This window comes from Nitratireductor rhodophyticola (assembly GCF_019891355.1).
GTDB classification, from domain to species: Bacteria; Pseudomonadota; Alphaproteobacteria; order Rhizobiales; family Rhizobiaceae; genus Nitratireductor; species Nitratireductor rhodophyticola.
Genome location: NZ_JAHSSF010000002.1, coordinates 245,325 through 262,839 on the forward strand (window position 1 = coordinate 245,325; position 17,515 = coordinate 262,839).

Genomic DNA, 17,515 nt, shown 5'->3' on the forward strand with positions numbered 1-17,515 from the left:
GCTTTCATACCAGTCAAAACGCCTCTTCCGGCAGGGCCATCATCGCGTCGGCGCCGGTGGAGATACGGGCAAGATGCGCCGCCGTCTCCGGCATGACGCGTTCCATGAAGTAGCGGCCCGTGGCGATCTTGGCTTCAAGGAAGGAGGCGTCGCCATTGGCACCGGCGGCAAGCTGTTCCTGTGCCTTGTTGACCATTCGGCCCCACATGTAGCCAAGCGCCACAAGGCCCATCAGATGCATGTAGTCGTAGGAGGCTGCGCCCGCATTGTCCGGCTTCTGGACGGCGTTCTGCATCAGCCACAGCGAGGCGGCCTGCAGGTCGTTGAGCCCCTTCTTCAGCGCCTTCGTGAAGGGGGCCATCGCCTCGTCTCCACGATGGGCCTCACAGAAATCGCCGACTTCCTTGAAGAAGGCCTGTGCGGCGCGGCCACCCTTGGCCGGCAGCTTGCGGCCCACCAGGTCCAGCGCCTGAATGCCGTTCGCGCCTTCATAAATCATGGCGATGCGTGCATCGCGCACGAACTGGCTCATGCCATGCTCTTCGATATAGCCATGACCGCCGAAAAGCTGCTGCGCCATGACGGCGTGCTCGAAGCCCTTGTCGGTGAGCACCCCCTTGATCACGGGCGTCATCAGCGCCAGGAGATCGGATGCCGCTTCGCGGTCCTTCTCGTCTTCGGAGAGATGCGCGATGTCGGATTTGAGGGCAGTCCACAGGATCAGCGCACGTCCGGCCTCGTTGAAGGCGCGCATGGTCATCAGATTGCGGCGCACATCCGGGTGGACGATGATGGGATCGGCCTTCTTTTCCGGCGCTTTCGGCCCTGTGAGCGAGCGGCCCTGAAGCCGTTCGCGGGCATATTCCACCGCACCCTGATAGGCAGCCTCGCCAATGGCATGGCCCTGCAGCCCGACGCCGAGGCGCGCCTCGTTCATCATCGTGAACATGGCTTTGAGGCCGCCATGTTCCTCGCCAAGCAGATAGCCGGTCGCGTCGTCATAATTCATGACGCAGGTGGCATTGCCGTGAATGCCCATCTTTTCCTCGATGGCACCGCAGGAAACGCCGTTGCGCGCACCGGGCGCACCGGCATCGTCGACCATCACCTTCGGCACGATGAAGAGCGAGATGCCCTTCACACCGGCCGGCGCACCCTCAATGCGAGCCAGAACCAGATGGATGATGTTTTCCGAGAGATCGTGCTCGCCTGCGGAAATGAAGATCTTCTGGCCGGAAATCTTGAAGCTCCCGTCGCCGTTCGGCACGGCTTTGGAAGTCAGAAGGCCGAGGTCGGTGCCGCAATGGGGCTCTGTCAGGTTCATGGTGCCGGTCCAGCTGCCTTCCACCATCTTCGGCAGCCACTTCTGCTTCTGCTCCTCGGTCCCATGCGCAAGGATCGCCGCGATGGCGCCCTGCGTGAGGCCGGGATACATCATCAGCGCCATATTGGCGGAAACCAGATATTCGCTGACGGCTGAATGCACCGTGTAGGGGAGACCCTGGCCGCCATATTCCGCAGGCACGGAAAGGCCCAGCCAGCCGCCTTCGCAATATTGTCGGTAGGCCTCGTCAAAGCCCTTTGGCGTCGTGACGGAGCCATCGTCATGGCGGGTGCAGCCTTCCACGTCGCCAACCCGGTTGAGCGGCTGCATGACGTTTTCGGCCAGCTTGGCGCCTTCGCTCAGGATCGCTTCGACGATGTCCGGCGAGGCGTCGGCGAAGCCCGGCAGATTGTCGTAATTGCCGTAGCCAAGAACATCGTTGAGCACGAACAGCGTATCGCGCACGGGCGCCCGGTAGGTCGGCATGAGACTCCTCCAGCTCTCGGAACAAAAGGCGCGAACATAGCTTTCGCGCAGCATCGGAAGCGCTCTAGCAAATTTTGACGTTTGCGTAAACGTCAAAAACGACGCACGGCGTCACAAAACCCCGTGCAGAGCGGTACGGGCACGGTGAGTTCTGGAATGAAACTGAAGCTGCGGCCCCGCAGCGGAGAGCGCGCCGGAGCGTTTTGCAGTCAGGTGAAATGGCCTGACGTCCGCAGAAATGCAGACGATGAAAGGGCGTCCGGGCGGATTGTTCCCGGCATCTGCCTCCGGTCCATTTCGGCCGTGCGCGCAAGTGCCGGGAGGAGAAAAACCGCTGACGGTGCTTCGCCAGACTTCAGTCCGGATGTGTCGGGCGAAATCAGCCGGCGGTGCCCAGAGCCGAGGCGGTATCCAGCCGGTCGCTGACGTCCGCGATCAGCTTCTTCAGCTCGGAAATGGCATCCTCGATGGAGCGGTGCTGTTTCTGAAGCCGCACCATCTGGCGTTCGGATTTCGTCAGGACGAGTTGCAACTGCTCGACATTGCCCTTCTTGCGGTCCGCCTTGGGGTCGTGCAGATCAAGCACTTCCTTTATGTCGCTCAGCGAGAAGCCGATCTTGCGGCCAAGCAATATCTGCTGGAGGCGGAGCTTGTCGTTGCGCGAATAGAGGCGTGTCGTGCCCACGCGCTCCGGCGTGAGAAGGCCTTTGTCTTCGTAAAAGCGCAGGGCGCGAAGGGTGACGCCGAACTCGCGCGCCATCTCGCCAATGCGGGTGTATTCTTCGGAGGTCTCGGGAGAATCATTTCCCTCGGCGGTCTTTTCGACAGCCATTGCAATGTTCGTCATGATCACTGTTCCGTATCGAATGAACACTCCGGCGGGGGAACCGGAATGGTGACATGCCTGACGGCCAAACTTCGCCGACGGGCGAAGGACGCACCGCTCAGACATGTTTAGAAGGCGGGCTTATGCGTCGCAGAATACGGCATTACAAGGGCCTTTGGCCAAATTGTGAACGGCTTGCCAACAACCTTTTTGCCGGATTTTCGCGCGTATGCTTAATCGCCGGTAAGAAATGTTAACTCCGTGTTTACCATGATCGGGGAATTGTGGACCCGTCAGCAGACCATGCCCGTTCGCGTTCGAAGCCTGGGCATGGCGGTCTGACCGTGGGTGTCTCTGCAGTGTTTGTCTTCTGCCTTCCCGGCGTACCAAAGCTGAAGGGCCCGCGCGGCAAGAACTATCGATGGCCAACCGGCAACCGGTGGAGAGGCGGGCGTTCCGATGAACAACAAGCGTTCCTATCTGGAAAACATAAATGCCGGTCGTCGTCGGCGGCCACGGGCCAACGCGTCTCTTGATGAGATCAGCCGCACACTCGAAGAGATGGAGCATCGGCTCGGACGCGCCACCGGTCGTTTCGACCAGCAGGCCGAGGAAAACGAGGTCGCCCGGCGCATCCAGGAACTGTCGGAAACGGTGTCCCAGACCTATGCGCGGCCAGGCGAACGCCCGGCGCCGCACAGGCACAAGGTCGCGCCGCAGGCCTATTTCGAGCGCGCCGCGCATGAGCTTGAGCGCAGCCACAGGCAGGAGCGCGAAGTCTCATCGATTGGCAGCATCGCCAGCGAGCTGAAGACCCTGCGCTCGGACCTTCGTGATGCAATGCGCTCCGGCCTCAACGACGAGTTCACCACGCTGCGCCGTGAACTGGCGGGTATTATGGCTTCGGTGCCCAACAGTGCGTTGAGCAGCGAGCTTGTGGTTGAATTTGAACGCCTGTCCAATGCCATCGCACAGCTTGCCGAGCGCAGCGATGACAAGAACGTCAAAATGCTGCGCCTGGAAATGGAGGAGTTGAAATCGTCCATTTCCAATCTCGCGCGCGAGGAGACGCTGCGGGCCGTCGATCAGCGCTGGGATGCGCTCGACGATCGCTGGAGCGCGTTCGAGACTCGTGTTTCCAATGACATTCGCAGGAGCGACCCGGCGATCGAGATGCTGCATCAGCGCATCGAAGAAATCGCCCATGCGGTCAATAGCCTGCCGGAATCCCTCTCGATCCAGTCGCTTGAGGACCGGGTACGCACGCTTGCGGGCGCACTCGACCAGTTGCTGGAGCGCAAGCAGCAGAGCAATCCCGAGGTTTATGCTGCCCTGGACGAACGTCTTGACGAGATCAGCAGGGCAATCGCGGCCTCCGCTCCGAAGGCGCAGGCCGCGAGTTTCGATCCACAGCCCTTCGAGCGTATCGAGGCGCGGATCTCCTCTCTCGCCAGTCAGGTGTCCGAACTGCTTTCTGAACGTTCGGGCGGCGAGGCGGTCGGCCAGCTCAGCGAACAGCTTTATTCGTTGTCACAGCGGGTCGACGATATCGCCCGCCGTATCGACATGCCGGAACAGACGGTTGAACGGCTGGCCGGCCAGATCGCCGGCATCGCCGAAAAACTCGATACCGCCCCGCAGCCGCAGCCGCAGATCGCGGAGCACATGCTGCGCGGCATAGAGGATCGGTTCGCGCATCTTTCCCAGCTTATTGAGGAGCGGCAGGGCGATGTCGCCGAGCAGGGCCGGACGCTGGTTGACGAACTGGAGCGCCGCCTGCAGGAGATTTCCGCGCGGATCGATGAGCGCGGCAATCCGGCTCACGCCGAAGCGGGCCTCATGGCGACAATCGACGCGCGCTTCAACGAACTGGCCGCGCGCCTCGACGTTGGTGCTGGTGAAAACCGTAATGGTGAAGCGCTTCGCGCGCTCGAGGCGCGGCTCGACGACATCTCGGGACGTTTGCAGGCCTCTTCTTCACAGGCCTCTTCCGTCGATCCCGAAGTGATCCGGAATCTCGAAGCGCAGGTGCGCAGCCTTTCTGAACACCTTTCGCGCCCGGGTGCCGACCTGCCGGAATTCGAGGATCTGGGCCCGCGTCTGGAGAACATCGAGCGCTCCATTCACGAGAACCGTGCCGCTGTTGTCGAAGCAGCGCGGCACGCTGCGGAGCAGGCGATCGGCGCACTCGGAAACGCTCCCCAGGCGGAGGCATTCGATCGCGAGCTGCGGGCCGAACTGCGCGCTCTCGAGGAGCTCACGCGCAAGTCGGACGAACGCAACACCAAGACCTTCGAAGCCATTCACGACACGCTCCTCAAGATTGTCGACCGCATCGGCGCGGTGGAAAGCACGTCGAAAGCCAGCGCGGGTAGCGGTGCGGCGAAAATTGCCGTTGCAGCCGCACCTTCGATTTCGCCGGCCGGCGATGAGGCCGTGGAAACGGTGACGCGCGATTATGAACCGGCACCAAACCGTTCGCCGGCCGAGGCTGCCGCTGCTGCGGCCCGTGCGGCTCTGGATGAGGACGGGCAGAAGGAGCAGGTGAAGCCGGGGCGCACCTCGCTTCTGGGCGGTTTGTCACGGGCATGGAGCACGCGCGGTGAAAAGCAGCAGGCTGATGTCGAAGAAGACATTTTCGAGGAGACCGAGCTGGAGGCCGATGGGAGCCTTGAGGCGGTAGAGCTGGATGCTGAACGCATCAATGAGCCACTCGAACCGGGCTCCGGCGCTCCCGATCTCAATGCAATCCTGCGTCGCGTGCGTGATGAGAAGAAGGCACCGGTCCGCTCGGAGACGGATGACGCTGCGAAATCTGATTTCATTGCCGCGGCAAGGCGGGCGGCGCAGGCTGCCGCGGCCGAGGCGGAGATTCTGAAGAAGCGCAGGTCCGAAGCGACGGAAGAAACCGGCCGCTTCGGCCTCGGGCGCCTCCTGAAGCGCAGCAGGAAGCCGCTTATGGTGATGCTTGGAGCCGGCATTGTCGCCGCCGGCGGCTATCAGGTCGGCAAGGCATACCTGTCGAACTCGACGTCCATCCCGATGCCAGTGGCAAGCGATAGCTCGGCACCGGAGCCTGCAGCCGTTGTGGCCGGCACCAGCTCAAAGGCGGAAGATCGCCGGGTGCGTGTTGTGGATGAGCAGCCGCTGGACGGGTCGACTCCCAACCAGGCAGTCGATGAGACCGTCGATACGCTGGCCTCCATGCCGCAGATGGACGCGCCTGCGCAGGGCAAGTTCGAGGAGCCGCTTTCAACGACCGAGACGGCCAGCCTTCCCGAAGCACCGCCTGTGGAAGCCGTTCAAACGGTTTCGCTGGATGAAATCCCGATGGATGCCGGGCCGATACCGCTTCGCGAAGCGGCTGCCGGAGGAGATCCGAAGGCGTATTTCGAAATTGCCAGCCGTTATGCGGAAGGACGCGGGACGACGGCGGACATGGCAAAGGCCGTCGAATGGTACACGAAGGCTGCCGAAGCCGGCTTCGCACCCGCTCAATACCGGGTCGGTGATCTCTACCAGAAGGGGACCGGCGTCGAGCGCGACGCGGCAAAGGCGAAGATGTGGTTCCAGCTTGCGGCACAGCAGGGCAATGCAGGTGCCATGCACAATCTGGGTGTTCTTTATGCCATGGGCGCCGATGGGCCGGCAGACAACGGCTCTGCCGCACGCTGGTTCCTTGAAGCGGCGGAGCATGGCGTCAAGGACAGCCAGTTCAACCTCGGCATTCTCTCTGCCAAGGGCATGGGGGTGCCGCAGGACCTGACCGAAGCCTATAAGTGGTTTGCCATCGTCGCCAATGGCGGTGACAGGGATGCTGCCAGCAAGCGCGACGAGATCGCGGCTGCCCTTTCGCCTGAAAAACTGGAACAGGCGAAAAACAAGACCGCTTTGTGGAAGGCCAAATCCATCGATCCCGCCGTCAACATGGTCGATGTGCCCGAATCCTGGCGTGAGAGCCGTGAGCTGACCGCCAGCGTCGACATGAAGAAGGCGGTCACCAACATTCAGCTCATCCTGAATCAGCAGGGGTTTGATGCGGGCAAGCCGGACGGCATCATGGGCGCCAGGACCAAGACGGCGATCAGCGCTTTCCAGAAGGCCAACGGCATGACGCCGACCGGAGAGGTCGATGAGGCGCTGGTGCGCGCGCTTCTGGAAAAGAACAAGGCAGCGGCCGCCGCTCAGTAGGCGGCTTCGCATCTGATGGACAGCCGGCTTTTAGGGTCCCCATCCTAAGTGTGTCCGAACGGACGCACTTCACCTCCGCCGAGCAAGTCGTTCAAACTTTTCCCGATTCGGTGACAACTCGGTTTGACTTCGTGATCGCCAGAGCGCAGAACGGAAGCACGCATAACGCTTCCACATCTCGCCCGGCGCCGCCGTCGGGGAAACAATTATTCGGGTGCCGCGGGTGGGTATTTATCTCCCAATCGCCGAAATGTCCGTCAATGTCTTCGTGCTGCTGGCCATGGGCGGCGCGGTCGGCTTTCTCTCCGGCATGTTCGGCGTCGGGGGCGGGTTTCTCATCACGCCGCTTCTGATCTTCTACAACATTCCGCCCGCCATTGCGGTTGCCACCGGCGCTAACCAGGTGATCGCTTCATCTTTCTCCGGGGCGCTGGCGCATTTCAAGCGCAAGTCGCTCGATCTCAAGCTCGGCACGGTGTTGCTGGCCGGCGGCATTGTCGGTGCGTCGCTGGGTGTCTCCGTCTTCGCCTATCTGCGGCGGCTGGGACAGCTCGACCTGATCGTCTCGCTGCTCTATGTGGCGTTTCTCGGCGTGGTCGGCGGTCTGATGCTGATGGAAAGCGTGCGTGCCATCAGACGCTCGCGCGGCGGCCAGACGGTGACGCTGCGCAAACCCGGCCAGCACAACTGGATTCATCGCCTGCCGCTGAAAATGCGTTTTCGCGCCTCGAAGCTCTTTGTCAGCGTGATACCGGTTCTGGCTTTGGGGGCGTTCATCGGTTTCCTGGCATCGATCATGGGTGTCGGTGGCGGCTTCATCATGGTGCCGGCGCTGATCTACCTTCTGAAAGTGCCGACCAATGTCGTGATTGGCACGTCGCTGTTCCAGATCATTTTCGTGGCGGCCTTCACGACGATCGTTCATTCGACGGCCAACCAGACCGTCGACGTGGTGCTCGCTTTTCTCCTCATGGTCGGTGGCGTTGCCGGTGCGCAATATGGCGCAAGGGTGGGGCAGAAGCTTCGCGGCGAGCAGTTGCGCGCGCTTCTGGCGCTGCTTGTTCTGGCGGTGGCGCTTCGTCTGGGGTTCGATCTCTTCGTTCGGCCCGAGAGCGTCTACTCCCTCTCCATGGGAGGGGTCTGAGCGATGCGTTTTGCAATCCTGTCCACGCTTGCCCTTCTGGTGCCCGTGCTGGCTGCCCGGGCGCAGGACCATATCCCGGAGAACATCCAGATCGGTCTGTCCACGGACCAGGTTTCAATCACCTCGGATTTCAGTGGCGCGGAACTCACCATTTTCGGCGCTCTGGACAACGCCGACCCACTGGTCTCCCGGCAGGGGCGCTACGATGTGATCGTGGTTCTGGAAGGGCCACCGCGTGCCGTAACGGTGCGCAAGAAAACCCGTGTCGCTGGCATGTGGATCAACACGGAGTCCGTCATATTCCGCGATGTGCCGGCGTCCTACTCCATGGCGCTGACACGCGCGCCCCAGGACATCACCGCGCCGGATGGCTATCGGCAGCTCGCGCTTGGGGCGGACAATCTGCATCTGCAGCCGCTTGATGCCGATGGCGATCCGAAAACGATCGAGGAATTCACCCGTGCGCTGCGTGATCGCAAGGAGGCCGAGGGGCTTTATTCGACGCGGGCGGGCGCGGTGCGTTTTCTGTCGCAAAGCCTCTTCCGGGCTTCGCTACGGCTGGCACCCAACGTTGCGGTCGGCACGCACAGGGCCCGCGCCTTTCTGTTCCGCAACGGCATGTTCCTGCGCGAGACGTCGGCCCAGCTCACCATCCGCAAGGCGGGTCTTGAACAGCGCCTCTATCAGTTTGCCCATCAGAACAGCATGCTCTACGGCATTCTGGCGGTGCTGATCGCCATTGTGACAGGCTGGCTCGGGCGGTTGATTTTCCGCAAGGACTGATCCTGGCGCAATTCCAGGAAAAGTGGGTACCGGTTTTCTGTTGGAAATTGCGCAATAATAACAAGACGGAGCGGAGCGACGTTTCCATGAAACGGTGCACCGCTCTAACGCAGCATGCTGCCGGCAATGGCGTAGATGCCCTGCCGCCCAAGCATGTAGGCCGCCAGCCTTTCACGCGCGAACAGGCCGGAGAAAGCGCGGTCAAGCACATTGAGGGTGCCGGTCAGGCTGCCGAAGGCGGGCATGATGAGCCGCTCCCCGTCGGAGACAAAGCAGGCCCGCCGCACCGAGCGCCCGCGTCTTACGATGCGCGCTCCCGGATGCAGGTGCCCGGCGATCTCGCCGGGGCCGGCGCCGCGCGCAGGCTCGTGGCGAAAGGTGAGGCCTTCAACGGCGATTTCCTGCGCGCAGCGGCCGGGAAGATCGGGTGGCGGTGCAGGGTCGTGGTTGCCGGCGATCCAGTGCCAGTCGCGCTCGCCAATGATCCGCACAAGGTGATCACGGAAGACTGTCGGCATTTCGGCGGCTCCGTCTTCATCATGAAAGCTGTCGCCGAGGCTGATGACCATCTCGGGGTCGTAATCTGCCAAAACGCCTTCCAGCCGCGTCAGCGTCGCAGCGGTATCGTAGGGTGGCAGCATGCGACCCCGCCTGGCATAAGCCGCCCCCTTTTCCAGATGCAGGTCGGAGACGACCATGAGGCCCATCGCCGGAAAGAACAGCACACCGCGCCAGTCGCACACGGCCTCGTGACCGACGATCCGGACCGTCAGCGCCGTGCTTGCATCGGTTGCGGGTGCAAGGCTGTTCATGCCTCAAGAGCCTCCTGCATTAGCTCCTCGCCGGAAAGCCGCGAAGCTTCGCCGAGCAGTGCCTCGTTGGCGTCGCCGGCCACGGCCTCCTTGCCGATCTCCAGCATGATGGGCACGGCCAGCGGCGAAATGCGCGTCAGCGATTTATGCACGATTCGCCCGCGAATGCGCGACAGCATCTCGCCCAGTCTCCTGACATCGAGCAGCCCCTGCGCGGCGTCCGCCCATGTGGCCTGCATGAGAATGTGGTCGGGCTCATGGGCCCGCAAAACGTCGTAAATGAGGTCAGCGGAAACGGTCACCTGCCGGCCGGTCTTCTCTTGTCCGGGGTGGCGTTTTTCGACCAGCCCCGAGATCAGCGCACAATTGCGGAAGGTGCGCTTTAAAAGCCAGCTATCGGCGATCCACGCTTCCAGATCATCGCCCAGCATGTCCTCGTCCATGAGCGCGGCCAGACTGAGCTTGCCGCTCTTCAGCATGGCGCTCATATCGTTGAGACCCCATAGGGCAATGGCATAGTCGTTGGCGACAAAGCCGAGCGGATGTGCGCCGTCACGCTCGAGCCGGCGGGTCAGGAGCATGCCGAGCGTCTGGTGTGCGAGCCGTCCTTCGAACGGGTAGAGCACCATGTAGAAGCGGTTGCCGCGCGGAAACGTTTCGACCAGAAGGTCTTCGCGGCGAGGCAGGACCGATTTGTCGCGCTGGATGGAAAGCCATTCGGCCACCTGCGGCGGTAGCGCCTTCCAGCGTTTTGGATCGGCCAGCATGGCGCGCACTTCCGCTGCCAGATAGGTGGAGAGCGGGAATTTGCCGCCCGCGTAATAGGGCACCTTGGCGTCCTCGCCGCCGCCCGCCGAAACGAGGCACTCATTCTCGCGAATGCCCTCGAAGCGCAGCACCCGGCCGGAGAACAGGAACGTGTCGCCCTGCGTGAGGGTTTCGAGGAAATATTCCTCCACCTTGCCCAGCACGGGGCCGCCGCGCGAGGCGCTGCCACGCCCGCGCCGCACCATGCGGATGTTGAGCATGGGGGATTCCACGATGGTGCCGACATTCAGCCGGTATTGCTGGGCGATGCGTGGATTGGCGATGCGCCAGAGCCCGTCTTTCGTCTTGCGGATGCGGGCATAGCGCTCATAGCTCTTCAGCGCATAGCCTCCGGTGGCGACAAACGCGACAATGCGGTCGAATGTCTCCCGGTCGAGCGCGGCATAAGGGGCTGCCCCCGCCACCTCGCCATAGAGCACATCGGCGTCGAAGGGGGCGGCGCAGGCCGAGCCCAGCACGTGCTGCGCCAGCACATCGAGCGCCCCTTCCACCAGTGGCGGCGTGTCCTGCGCGCCCAGATAGTTCGCTTCAAGCGCTGCACGGCACTCCATCACCTCGAAGCGGTTTGCCGGCACGAGAATGGCTCGGCTCGGCTCGTCCATGCGGTGGTTGGAGCGGCCTATGCGCTGCGCCAGCCGGCTCGCCCCCTTGGGTGCGCCCACATGCACGACCAGATCCACATCGCCCCAGTCGATGCCCAGATCCAGCGTCGACGTGGCGACGATGGCCCGGAGGCTGTTGGTCTCCATCGCCTTTTCCACCTTGCGTCGCTGGCCGACATCGAGCGAGCCGTGATGCAGCGCAATGGGAAGATTGTCTTCATTGGCGCGCCACAATTCGCGGAACAGAAGCTCGGCCTGGCTGCGCGTGTTGACGAAGAGCAGGGTGGTCCGATGCGCCTTGATCGCCTCATAGACCTTCGGAATGGCATAGAGCGCGGAGTGCCCGGCCCAGGGCACACGCTCCTCCGTTTCCAGAATGGTGATGTCCGGCTTTGCGCCACCCGACACGGTCACGATGTCGGCCATGGCGCCGGGCCTGTCCTGCGGCACCAGCCAGCGACGCAGCGCTTCGGGTTCGGCGACCGTCGCCGAAAGCCCGATGGTCTGCAACTCCGGTCGCAGACGGCGCAGCCGCGCAAGGCCGAGTGAGAGCAGATGCCCACGCTTGGAGATCACCAGCGAATGCAACTCGTCGAACACCACGAATTTGAGGTCCGAGAAGAAGCGCTCCGCATCGGGCGAGGCGATCAGAAGCGCAAGCTGTTCGGGGGTCGTCAGCAGAATGTCGGGCGGTGCATGTTTCTGCCGCTGGCGCTTGTGGGTGGGCGTGTCACCGGTGCGTGTCTCCATGGTCACCGGCAGCTCCATCTCGGCCACCGGCATGTTCAGATTTCGCTGAATGTCGACGGCGAGCGCCTTGAGCGGAGAAATGTAAAGCGTGTGAACGCCACGCCGCGCTTCACCGGGCCGAGGTTTTGGCCGGCCCGCGAGATCGGTGAGCGTTGGCAGAAAACCGGCGAGCGTCTTGCCGGCACCCGTCGGTGCGATCAGCAGTGCCGAGCGACCGGCCTGTGTGCGGGCGAGAAGTTCGAGCTGATGCGCGCGCGGCTGCCACCCACGCGTGGCGAACCATTCGCTGAAGGGCGCTGGAAGGAAAGGCGCGGCAATGCCGTCAATGGGGTGCGTCCGGTGTTCCAAGATGGGTTAGAACTAAACCAGAACAGAGAAAGCGCCAAGGGAGGGGGAAAGATTTATCATACCGGGATGACAGTGCCGAGATAACCCCCCTCTGGCCTGCCGGCCATCTCCCCCTCAAGGGGGGAGATTGGCGTACTGCGAAGTGTAGCTCTCACGAACATGGTGGCGATTGGCGAAAGCAGCTCCACCGCCTGATCTCCCTCCTTGAGGGGGAGATGGCCGGCAGGCCAGAGGGGGGTATCTCGGCATCAACATTCGACGTGATGCACGTTCCCTCCCCGCAGACTGTCACACGGAATCGCTCACCGCGCTCCAGGCAGCGGCGCGGCGCAGAATGTCCTGAAACTTTTCACCCGCCTCTTCCAGCGTGCCGGAATTGTCGATGATTGTTGCGTCTTCCACGGCGAGCTCCTTCGCGTGCGCCCGTTCGAGACGCGCCAGCACTTCCTCGCGGGTCTCGCGGCCACGGCTTGAAAGCCGCTCGGCAAGGACCTCGCGCGATGCGGTCACGATCACGGCGATGACATTGCCATAGCGTTCACGCAGGAGCGGGATGACGGCGCGGGAAACGTTGGCGACTGCCACATGACCTTCGCGCACGATGCCGTCCACGCTGGCGGGCAGGCCGTATTTCAGCCCGTTCGCTTCCCAGCTTACAGCGAATGCGCCTTTGCTTTCTGCCTCGTCAAAACTGGCGCGGGTGAGGCAGTCATGGGCCTCACCGGCGCCGTCCATCTCGCGGGTGATGACACGGCGCACGAAGGTGACGTCGCTGTCCTGCGGGCCGAGCCGCTGGCGCGCATAGTCCATCACCGAATCCTTGCCGGCACCCGAGGGGCCGGCCACGGCGATGAAAACGCCGTGTCGGATCGGGAAATCCTGCTCGTCGATGACGCGCTCCAGCGTGGCCGAGGACCTCATGCCACCCGCGCTCCCTCGCGCCAGACCGAGCGCACGATCGGCACATGCTCGTCCACCCGCACGCGGATCATGTCGCCGCGACGGCCCTGTTCGAGAATGCCGCGATCATCGAGCCCGACGGCTTCTGCCGGGTTCTTCGAAACCATGGCGACAGCCTGCGGCAGCGAGATGTGCTCCACCGTCTCGCCCAGAGCAAAGGCGGCCTGAACAAGGCTGAACGGGATGTAATCCGACGACAGAATGTCGAGCGTCTTGCCTTCCGCCAGACTGCGCGCCGAAACATTGCCGGAATGCGATCCGCCGCGCACCACATTGGGCGCCCCCATCAAAACCTGCATGCCGGCCTCGCGCGAAGCCCTGGCGGCCTCCTGCGTGGTGGGGAACTCGGCGACGCGCACGCCCTGTGTCGCGGCTTCGTCCACATGCTCCATCGTGGCGTCGTCATGGCTTGCCAGAATGATGCCGTTGTCCCGGCAGATTTCGGCAATGGCGTTGCGATGCCTGCTCGAATAGGTCTGCGACTGGGTGATGCGCTTGTCGCAGAACTGGCGGAAATCCTCTTCCGTCATGCCGGTCTTGTTCATGTAGTAGACCTTGTAGGTCTCGATGCTGGTGAACTGGCGCTGGCCCGGCGAATGGTCCATCAGTGAAGCCAGCTTCACGCGGCTGTCGTTTCTGAAAAGTTCGAAACCCTCCAGACAATCGGGCGCGGAGACCTCACAGCGCAGATGCAGGAAGTGGTCGGCACGCAGGCGGCCGGCTTCCACGCTGTTTTCGATGGCGTGGCCAAGCTCGCGCATTTCCGGCGCGCCGAGGTTGCTGTCTTCATCGAGGCCGATGCGCAGCGCGTCGAACACGGTGGTAATGCCGGATGCCGCAATCTGTGCATCATGCGCGAGCACCGAGGCGATTGGGTTCCAGCGCACTTTCGGGCGTGGCGCGTAGTGGCGCTCCAGATGGTCCGTGTGCAGTTCGACGAGGCCTGGCAGGACGTAATCGCCATCCATATCTTCACCGACAGAGGTATTGCCTGTGGCGATGTCGACGATGCGCCCGTCACGGATCGAGATGCTGCCTTCGATCACCTCATCGGGCAGCACGATGCGGGCATTTTTGAGGACCAGTTCGTTCGTCATTATCAGGCAGTCTTTCTTGTCTTGCTCCAGCCGAGCGTCTGGAAGGATTTCACCTGGAACGGCGCGCCCGGCTCCGACTCGATGAACAGGGCCAGCGAGCCAATCTCCAATGGTTCCGACAAAAGCGGCCCGAAGAAGGCATCGATGGCGCGTTCCATGCGGGGCGCTTCGGCCTGTGGCACGCGTCCAGTCAGGGTCATGTGAAAGCGGAATTCCTCGAACACATAGGGATAGCCCCATTTGTGCAGATTCTTGAGCTGTCCGGGTGAGAGGTTTTCCGGGTTGCGCCGTTCAAGCTCATTGGCCGTCAGCGGCGCGCGGAAGGGTTCGAAGCTCTCCACGATGCTGCCCGCCAGCGCATCCAGCCGTTCAGACCGTTCTTCCGGCACCAGCGCGAAGAAGCCGTCCAGCCTGCGCACCACCGCGCGCGGGATCGTTACCGGTTCCATCTGCGCGCAGAACTTTGTCAGCGCCTGGATCAACCCCTGCTCGCTCTGGCCTTCGGCAAGCCGGAACGGGGCTTTCAGCGTCGCATGAAACCCGTAGCGGCGTGCCGCAGCCGTGTGAAACGAAATCTCCGCAGCCGAGAACGGCCCGGCCTCCACCGGGGTCAGCGGCATGCCGGTAAAGGCGTCGCGTCCCAGCCAGCGGGCGGCGGCCCGCGTCAGCGGGTCGTCTTGTTCAGGTGTGAAGTAGATTGCGTAGCGCATGAGCTTTTCCTCGCCGATTGCGGTGCAATAGGCGATTTGTGTGACAGGTTAACGAATCCCTCGAAAGGACCACAGAAGCTATCAGCCAATTTCCGCTGCGTCATCATCCACCTCATTGCCTGCCGATGAGGCGCTGGCGCAGCATGTTGGAAATATTGTCGAAGACGAAAACGACCATCAGGATGAGGAGTACCATGTAAGCTACGTTTTCCCAGTCCTGATTGGTGCGCATCGCCTCCCAGAGCTTGAGGCCGATGCCGCCCGCACCCACTGCACCGATGATTGTGGCCGAGCGCGTGTTGGACTCCCAGAAATACAGCGACTGGCTCAAAAACACCGGCAGAACCTGCGGCACGACGCCGTAGCGCTGCACCGAGGACGGGGCCGCACCGACGGAGCGCACGCCCTCGCGCTGCTTGTCGTCGATGTTCTCGAGCGCTTCCGAGTAGAGTTTGCCGAATGTGCCGGTGTCGGTGAAGAAGATCGCCGAAATGCCGGCCAGCGGCCCCGGCCCGAACGCCCGGGTGAAGAACAGCGCCCAGATCAGCATGTCCACCGAGCGCAGGAAATCGAACGAGCGCTTCAAGAGATGGTTGATAAAACGGTTGGGCATGATGTTGCGCGCGGCCGCAAAGGCGAGCGGGAAGGCCAGAAGCGAGGCGAACACCGTGCCGGCAAACGCCATGACAATGGTCTGCAGCAGCTTCAGCCACACATCGCCATGCTGCCAGTCGGCATTGTTGACGATATTGTCCCAGGCAACGGCCAGATTGGAGCGGCCTTCCTCTATGCGATCGCCAAAGAAGATCGTGCCCAGAACCTCGCTGGCCGACATGCCCCAATAGGGAGATCGCGTGTCGAAGAAGAAGTTCTCCCAACCGAGGAAGCGGCGGCGTATCTTGACTTCGTCATCCTCGATTTCCGCGCGGCCGGCGAAGCCGAAGCGCACGATAACCTTGGCACCGGGTGCGCGCTGGCTTGCCCAGTCGGGCAGGGGGCTGCGCGCATGAACGGTCTGCCCCTCTTTGATATCGAGTTCCAGTGTTTCGCCATTGTGCGAGACCGAAACAAAGCCCGGCTGAACGCGGATATGCGTGTCGCCACCGAACGAAACATCGGCGCTCACAATGGCTTCCTCGCGGGTCGCCACCGGTTCCGCCGGTGCGGTGTTTACGGACGGAGTTTCTGATGGCGCGGAAGGAGACGACATGGCACCAAGAAACCCACCGCCGTCCTTCGCAGCCGGTTTCGTGTCCAGCGACCCGAGGAAGCCGGCGCCGCTGGTTTGGCCGCCGTCGGAGCCGGCGGCTGCGCTGGTCGCTGCGCTCCGGCGTTCCACGGTCGCCGTTTCCGTCACCACCCAGTCCGGTTTCGGATCGTCGCCCAGCGGCGAGAAACGGGGGAAGGAAACATCCAGCGCATCGCCGTCATACTCGATGTCCGGGCGCACCTCATAGGAAACCCAGTCGGCCAGATAGCTTCCGGCGATATCCCAATTGCCGTTGGAGATCACCTGCCCCACCGCAAAGAGCCACCAGGCGAAGACCATATAGAGTGCGACGGCAGCGATGATGAGCGCGGCACGAAAGCGCTCAAGCAGCGGGCGCTGAAAAACATCCGTGTGGCGCGCGACGATGGCGTTGGCTTCGGTTTCGGTCATGGTCAGCCTCCCCGGCCGAATTCGAATGCCTGCCTGCCGACGAGGCGCCCGCGCAGCCAGGCCGAAAGCTGGTCGACCGCGACGATGGTGCAGAACAGGAGAAGGATGATGGCGAGCGTCTTTGCCTCATGCGTGCGACTGATCGAGAGGCGCAGCGCCTCGCCGATACCGCCGCCCCCCACTGCACCGATAATGGTGGAAGCGCGCACATTGATCTCGAAACGCAGGAGCGCGTAGCTCAGGAAGTTGGGCATGACCTGCGGCACGATGGCGAACCACACGCGCTCGGTCCAGTTCGCACCGGCAGCGCGCAGGCCCTCCTCGGCTTTCATGTCGGCGTTCTCGACCACTTCGAAGAACATCTTGCCGAGCGCACCGACCGTGTGGATCGACACGGCAATGATGGCAGGCACGGCACCGATGGTCAGCACGGCCAGAAAAAAGCCGGCGATGACGATCTCGGGAAAGGCGCGCAGCAGTTCCATGAAACGGCGCACGAAGAAGCGCAGCCAGCGCCGGGTCGTCAGATTCGATGCTGCCAGAAAGCAAAGGACGAAGCCAAGGCCGAAGCCGATCAGCGTGGAAACCAGCGCAATGTTGATGGTCTCCAGCATCTTGTAGAAATATTCGGGCAGATAGAACGTCTCGGTGAGATAGATCCGCCCATCGGGATAATTGTATTTCAGGCTGCCATCGTCATAGGGCGAGGGCAGGTCGAAAAGGGCGCGCCAGATTTCCCAGCCATCGCGCGGCATCATCTGTCCCACGAAATCGAACAGATAGGGCAGGCGGTCGAAGAACTTGCCGGCGTTCGATTCATTGGCAAACCAGAGCGAACCGCTCATGGCGAGAACCATGAACACGATGCCGCCAATGGTGTAGAGACGACGGCGTCCGGCCAGTTCGCGCCAGTGGCGCTCCACGGCCTGGCCGGCTTCGGAAAGAAGCGGGGAATGGGTCGTTGCTGTCATGTCTGGCACGCCTGTGCGACAAC

The 17,515-nt window shown here is 62.6% G+C and carries 12 protein-coding genes; 3 read left to right on the plus strand and 9 right to left on the minus strand.

Translation table 11 applies throughout. From position 1 onward, the window contains the following. Window positions 1–13: 13 nt before the first annotated feature. Complete coding sequence (locus KUG85_RS06930) at window positions 14–1,810, minus strand: acyl-CoA dehydrogenase C-terminal domain-containing protein (protein WP_223004661.1); 1,797 nt, start codon at window positions 1,808–1,810, stop codon at window positions 14–16. A gap of 379 nt (window positions 1,811–2,189) precedes the next feature. Beyond that, window positions 2,190–2,657 carry a MerR family transcriptional regulator gene (locus KUG85_RS06935; RefSeq protein ID WP_223004662.1) on the minus strand — a complete coding sequence of 156 codons (468 nt, stop codon included), beginning with the start codon at window positions 2,655–2,657 and terminating at the stop codon, window positions 2,190–2,192. A gap of 438 nt (window positions 2,658–3,095) precedes the next feature. Here KUG85_RS06935 and KUG85_RS06940 point away from each other — a divergent pair, with 438 nt between their 5' ends. The 3 genes from KUG85_RS06940 to KUG85_RS06950 all read left to right on the plus strand — a co-directional run bounded on the left by KUG85_RS06940 (window position 3,096) and on the right by KUG85_RS06950 (window position 8,754). Continuing rightward, the gene (locus tag KUG85_RS06940; RefSeq protein WP_223004663.1) at window positions 3,096–6,827 is read left to right on the plus strand and encodes a peptidoglycan-binding protein; all 3,732 of its coding nucleotides are present in this window, start codon (window positions 3,096–3,098) and stop codon (window positions 6,825–6,827) included. A gap of 223 nt (window positions 6,828–7,050) precedes the next feature. After that, window positions 7,051–7,971: a sulfite exporter TauE/SafE family protein gene (locus KUG85_RS06945; protein ID WP_065817428.1), complete on the plus strand. Its 921-nt coding sequence runs from the start codon at window positions 7,051–7,053 to the stop codon at window positions 7,969–7,971. Between the two features lie 3 nt (window positions 7,972–7,974). Next, entirely contained in the window at window positions 7,975–8,754 is a 780-nt protein-coding gene (locus KUG85_RS06950) for a TIGR02186 family protein (RefSeq protein WP_223004664.1), read from the plus strand. 104 nt (window positions 8,755–8,858) lie between these two features. Here KUG85_RS06950 and pdeM read toward each other — a convergent pair whose 3' ends face one another. The 7 genes from pdeM to phnE (KUG85_RS06985) form a co-directional block, all read right to left on the minus strand. Next, window positions 8,859–9,566, minus strand: coding sequence for a ligase-associated DNA damage response endonuclease PdeM (gene pdeM, locus KUG85_RS06955; RefSeq protein WP_065817243.1), 708 nt, complete (start codon window positions 9,564–9,566; stop codon window positions 8,859–8,861). Beyond that, window positions 9,563–12,094 carry a ligase-associated DNA damage response DEXH box helicase gene (locus tag KUG85_RS06960; protein WP_223004665.1) on the minus strand — a complete coding sequence of 844 codons (2,532 nt, stop codon included), beginning with the start codon at window positions 12,092–12,094 and terminating at the stop codon, window positions 9,563–9,565. The genes pdeM and KUG85_RS06960 overlap by 4 nt, the downstream gene beginning before the upstream one ends. A gap of 288 nt (window positions 12,095–12,382) precedes the next feature. Beyond that, entirely contained in the window at window positions 12,383–13,015 is a 633-nt protein-coding gene (gene phnN, locus KUG85_RS06965) for a phosphonate metabolism protein/1,5-bisphosphokinase (PRPP-forming) PhnN (RefSeq protein WP_223004666.1), read from the minus strand. Then, window positions 13,012–14,151: an alpha-D-ribose 1-methylphosphonate 5-triphosphate diphosphatase gene (locus tag KUG85_RS06970; protein WP_065817240.1), complete on the minus strand. Its 1,140-nt coding sequence runs from the start codon at window positions 14,149–14,151 to the stop codon at window positions 13,012–13,014. The genes phnN and KUG85_RS06970 overlap by 4 nt, the downstream gene beginning before the upstream one ends. Window positions 14,152–14,153: 2 nt before the next feature. Continuing rightward, entirely contained in the window at window positions 14,154–14,861 is a 708-nt protein-coding gene (locus tag KUG85_RS06975) for a DUF1045 domain-containing protein (protein ID WP_065817239.1), read from the minus strand. A gap of 112 nt (window positions 14,862–14,973) precedes the next feature. After that, entirely contained in the window at window positions 14,974–16,521 is a 1,548-nt protein-coding gene (gene phnE, locus KUG85_RS06980) for a phosphonate ABC transporter, permease protein PhnE (protein WP_223004667.1), read from the minus strand. Window positions 16,522–16,523: 2 nt separating this feature from the next. Further along, window positions 16,524–17,492 carry a phosphonate ABC transporter, permease protein PhnE gene (gene phnE / locus KUG85_RS06985; protein ID WP_223004668.1) on the minus strand — a complete coding sequence of 323 codons (969 nt, stop codon included), beginning with the start codon at window positions 17,490–17,492 and terminating at the stop codon, window positions 16,524–16,526. Window positions 17,493–17,515: the final 23 nt, after the last annotated feature.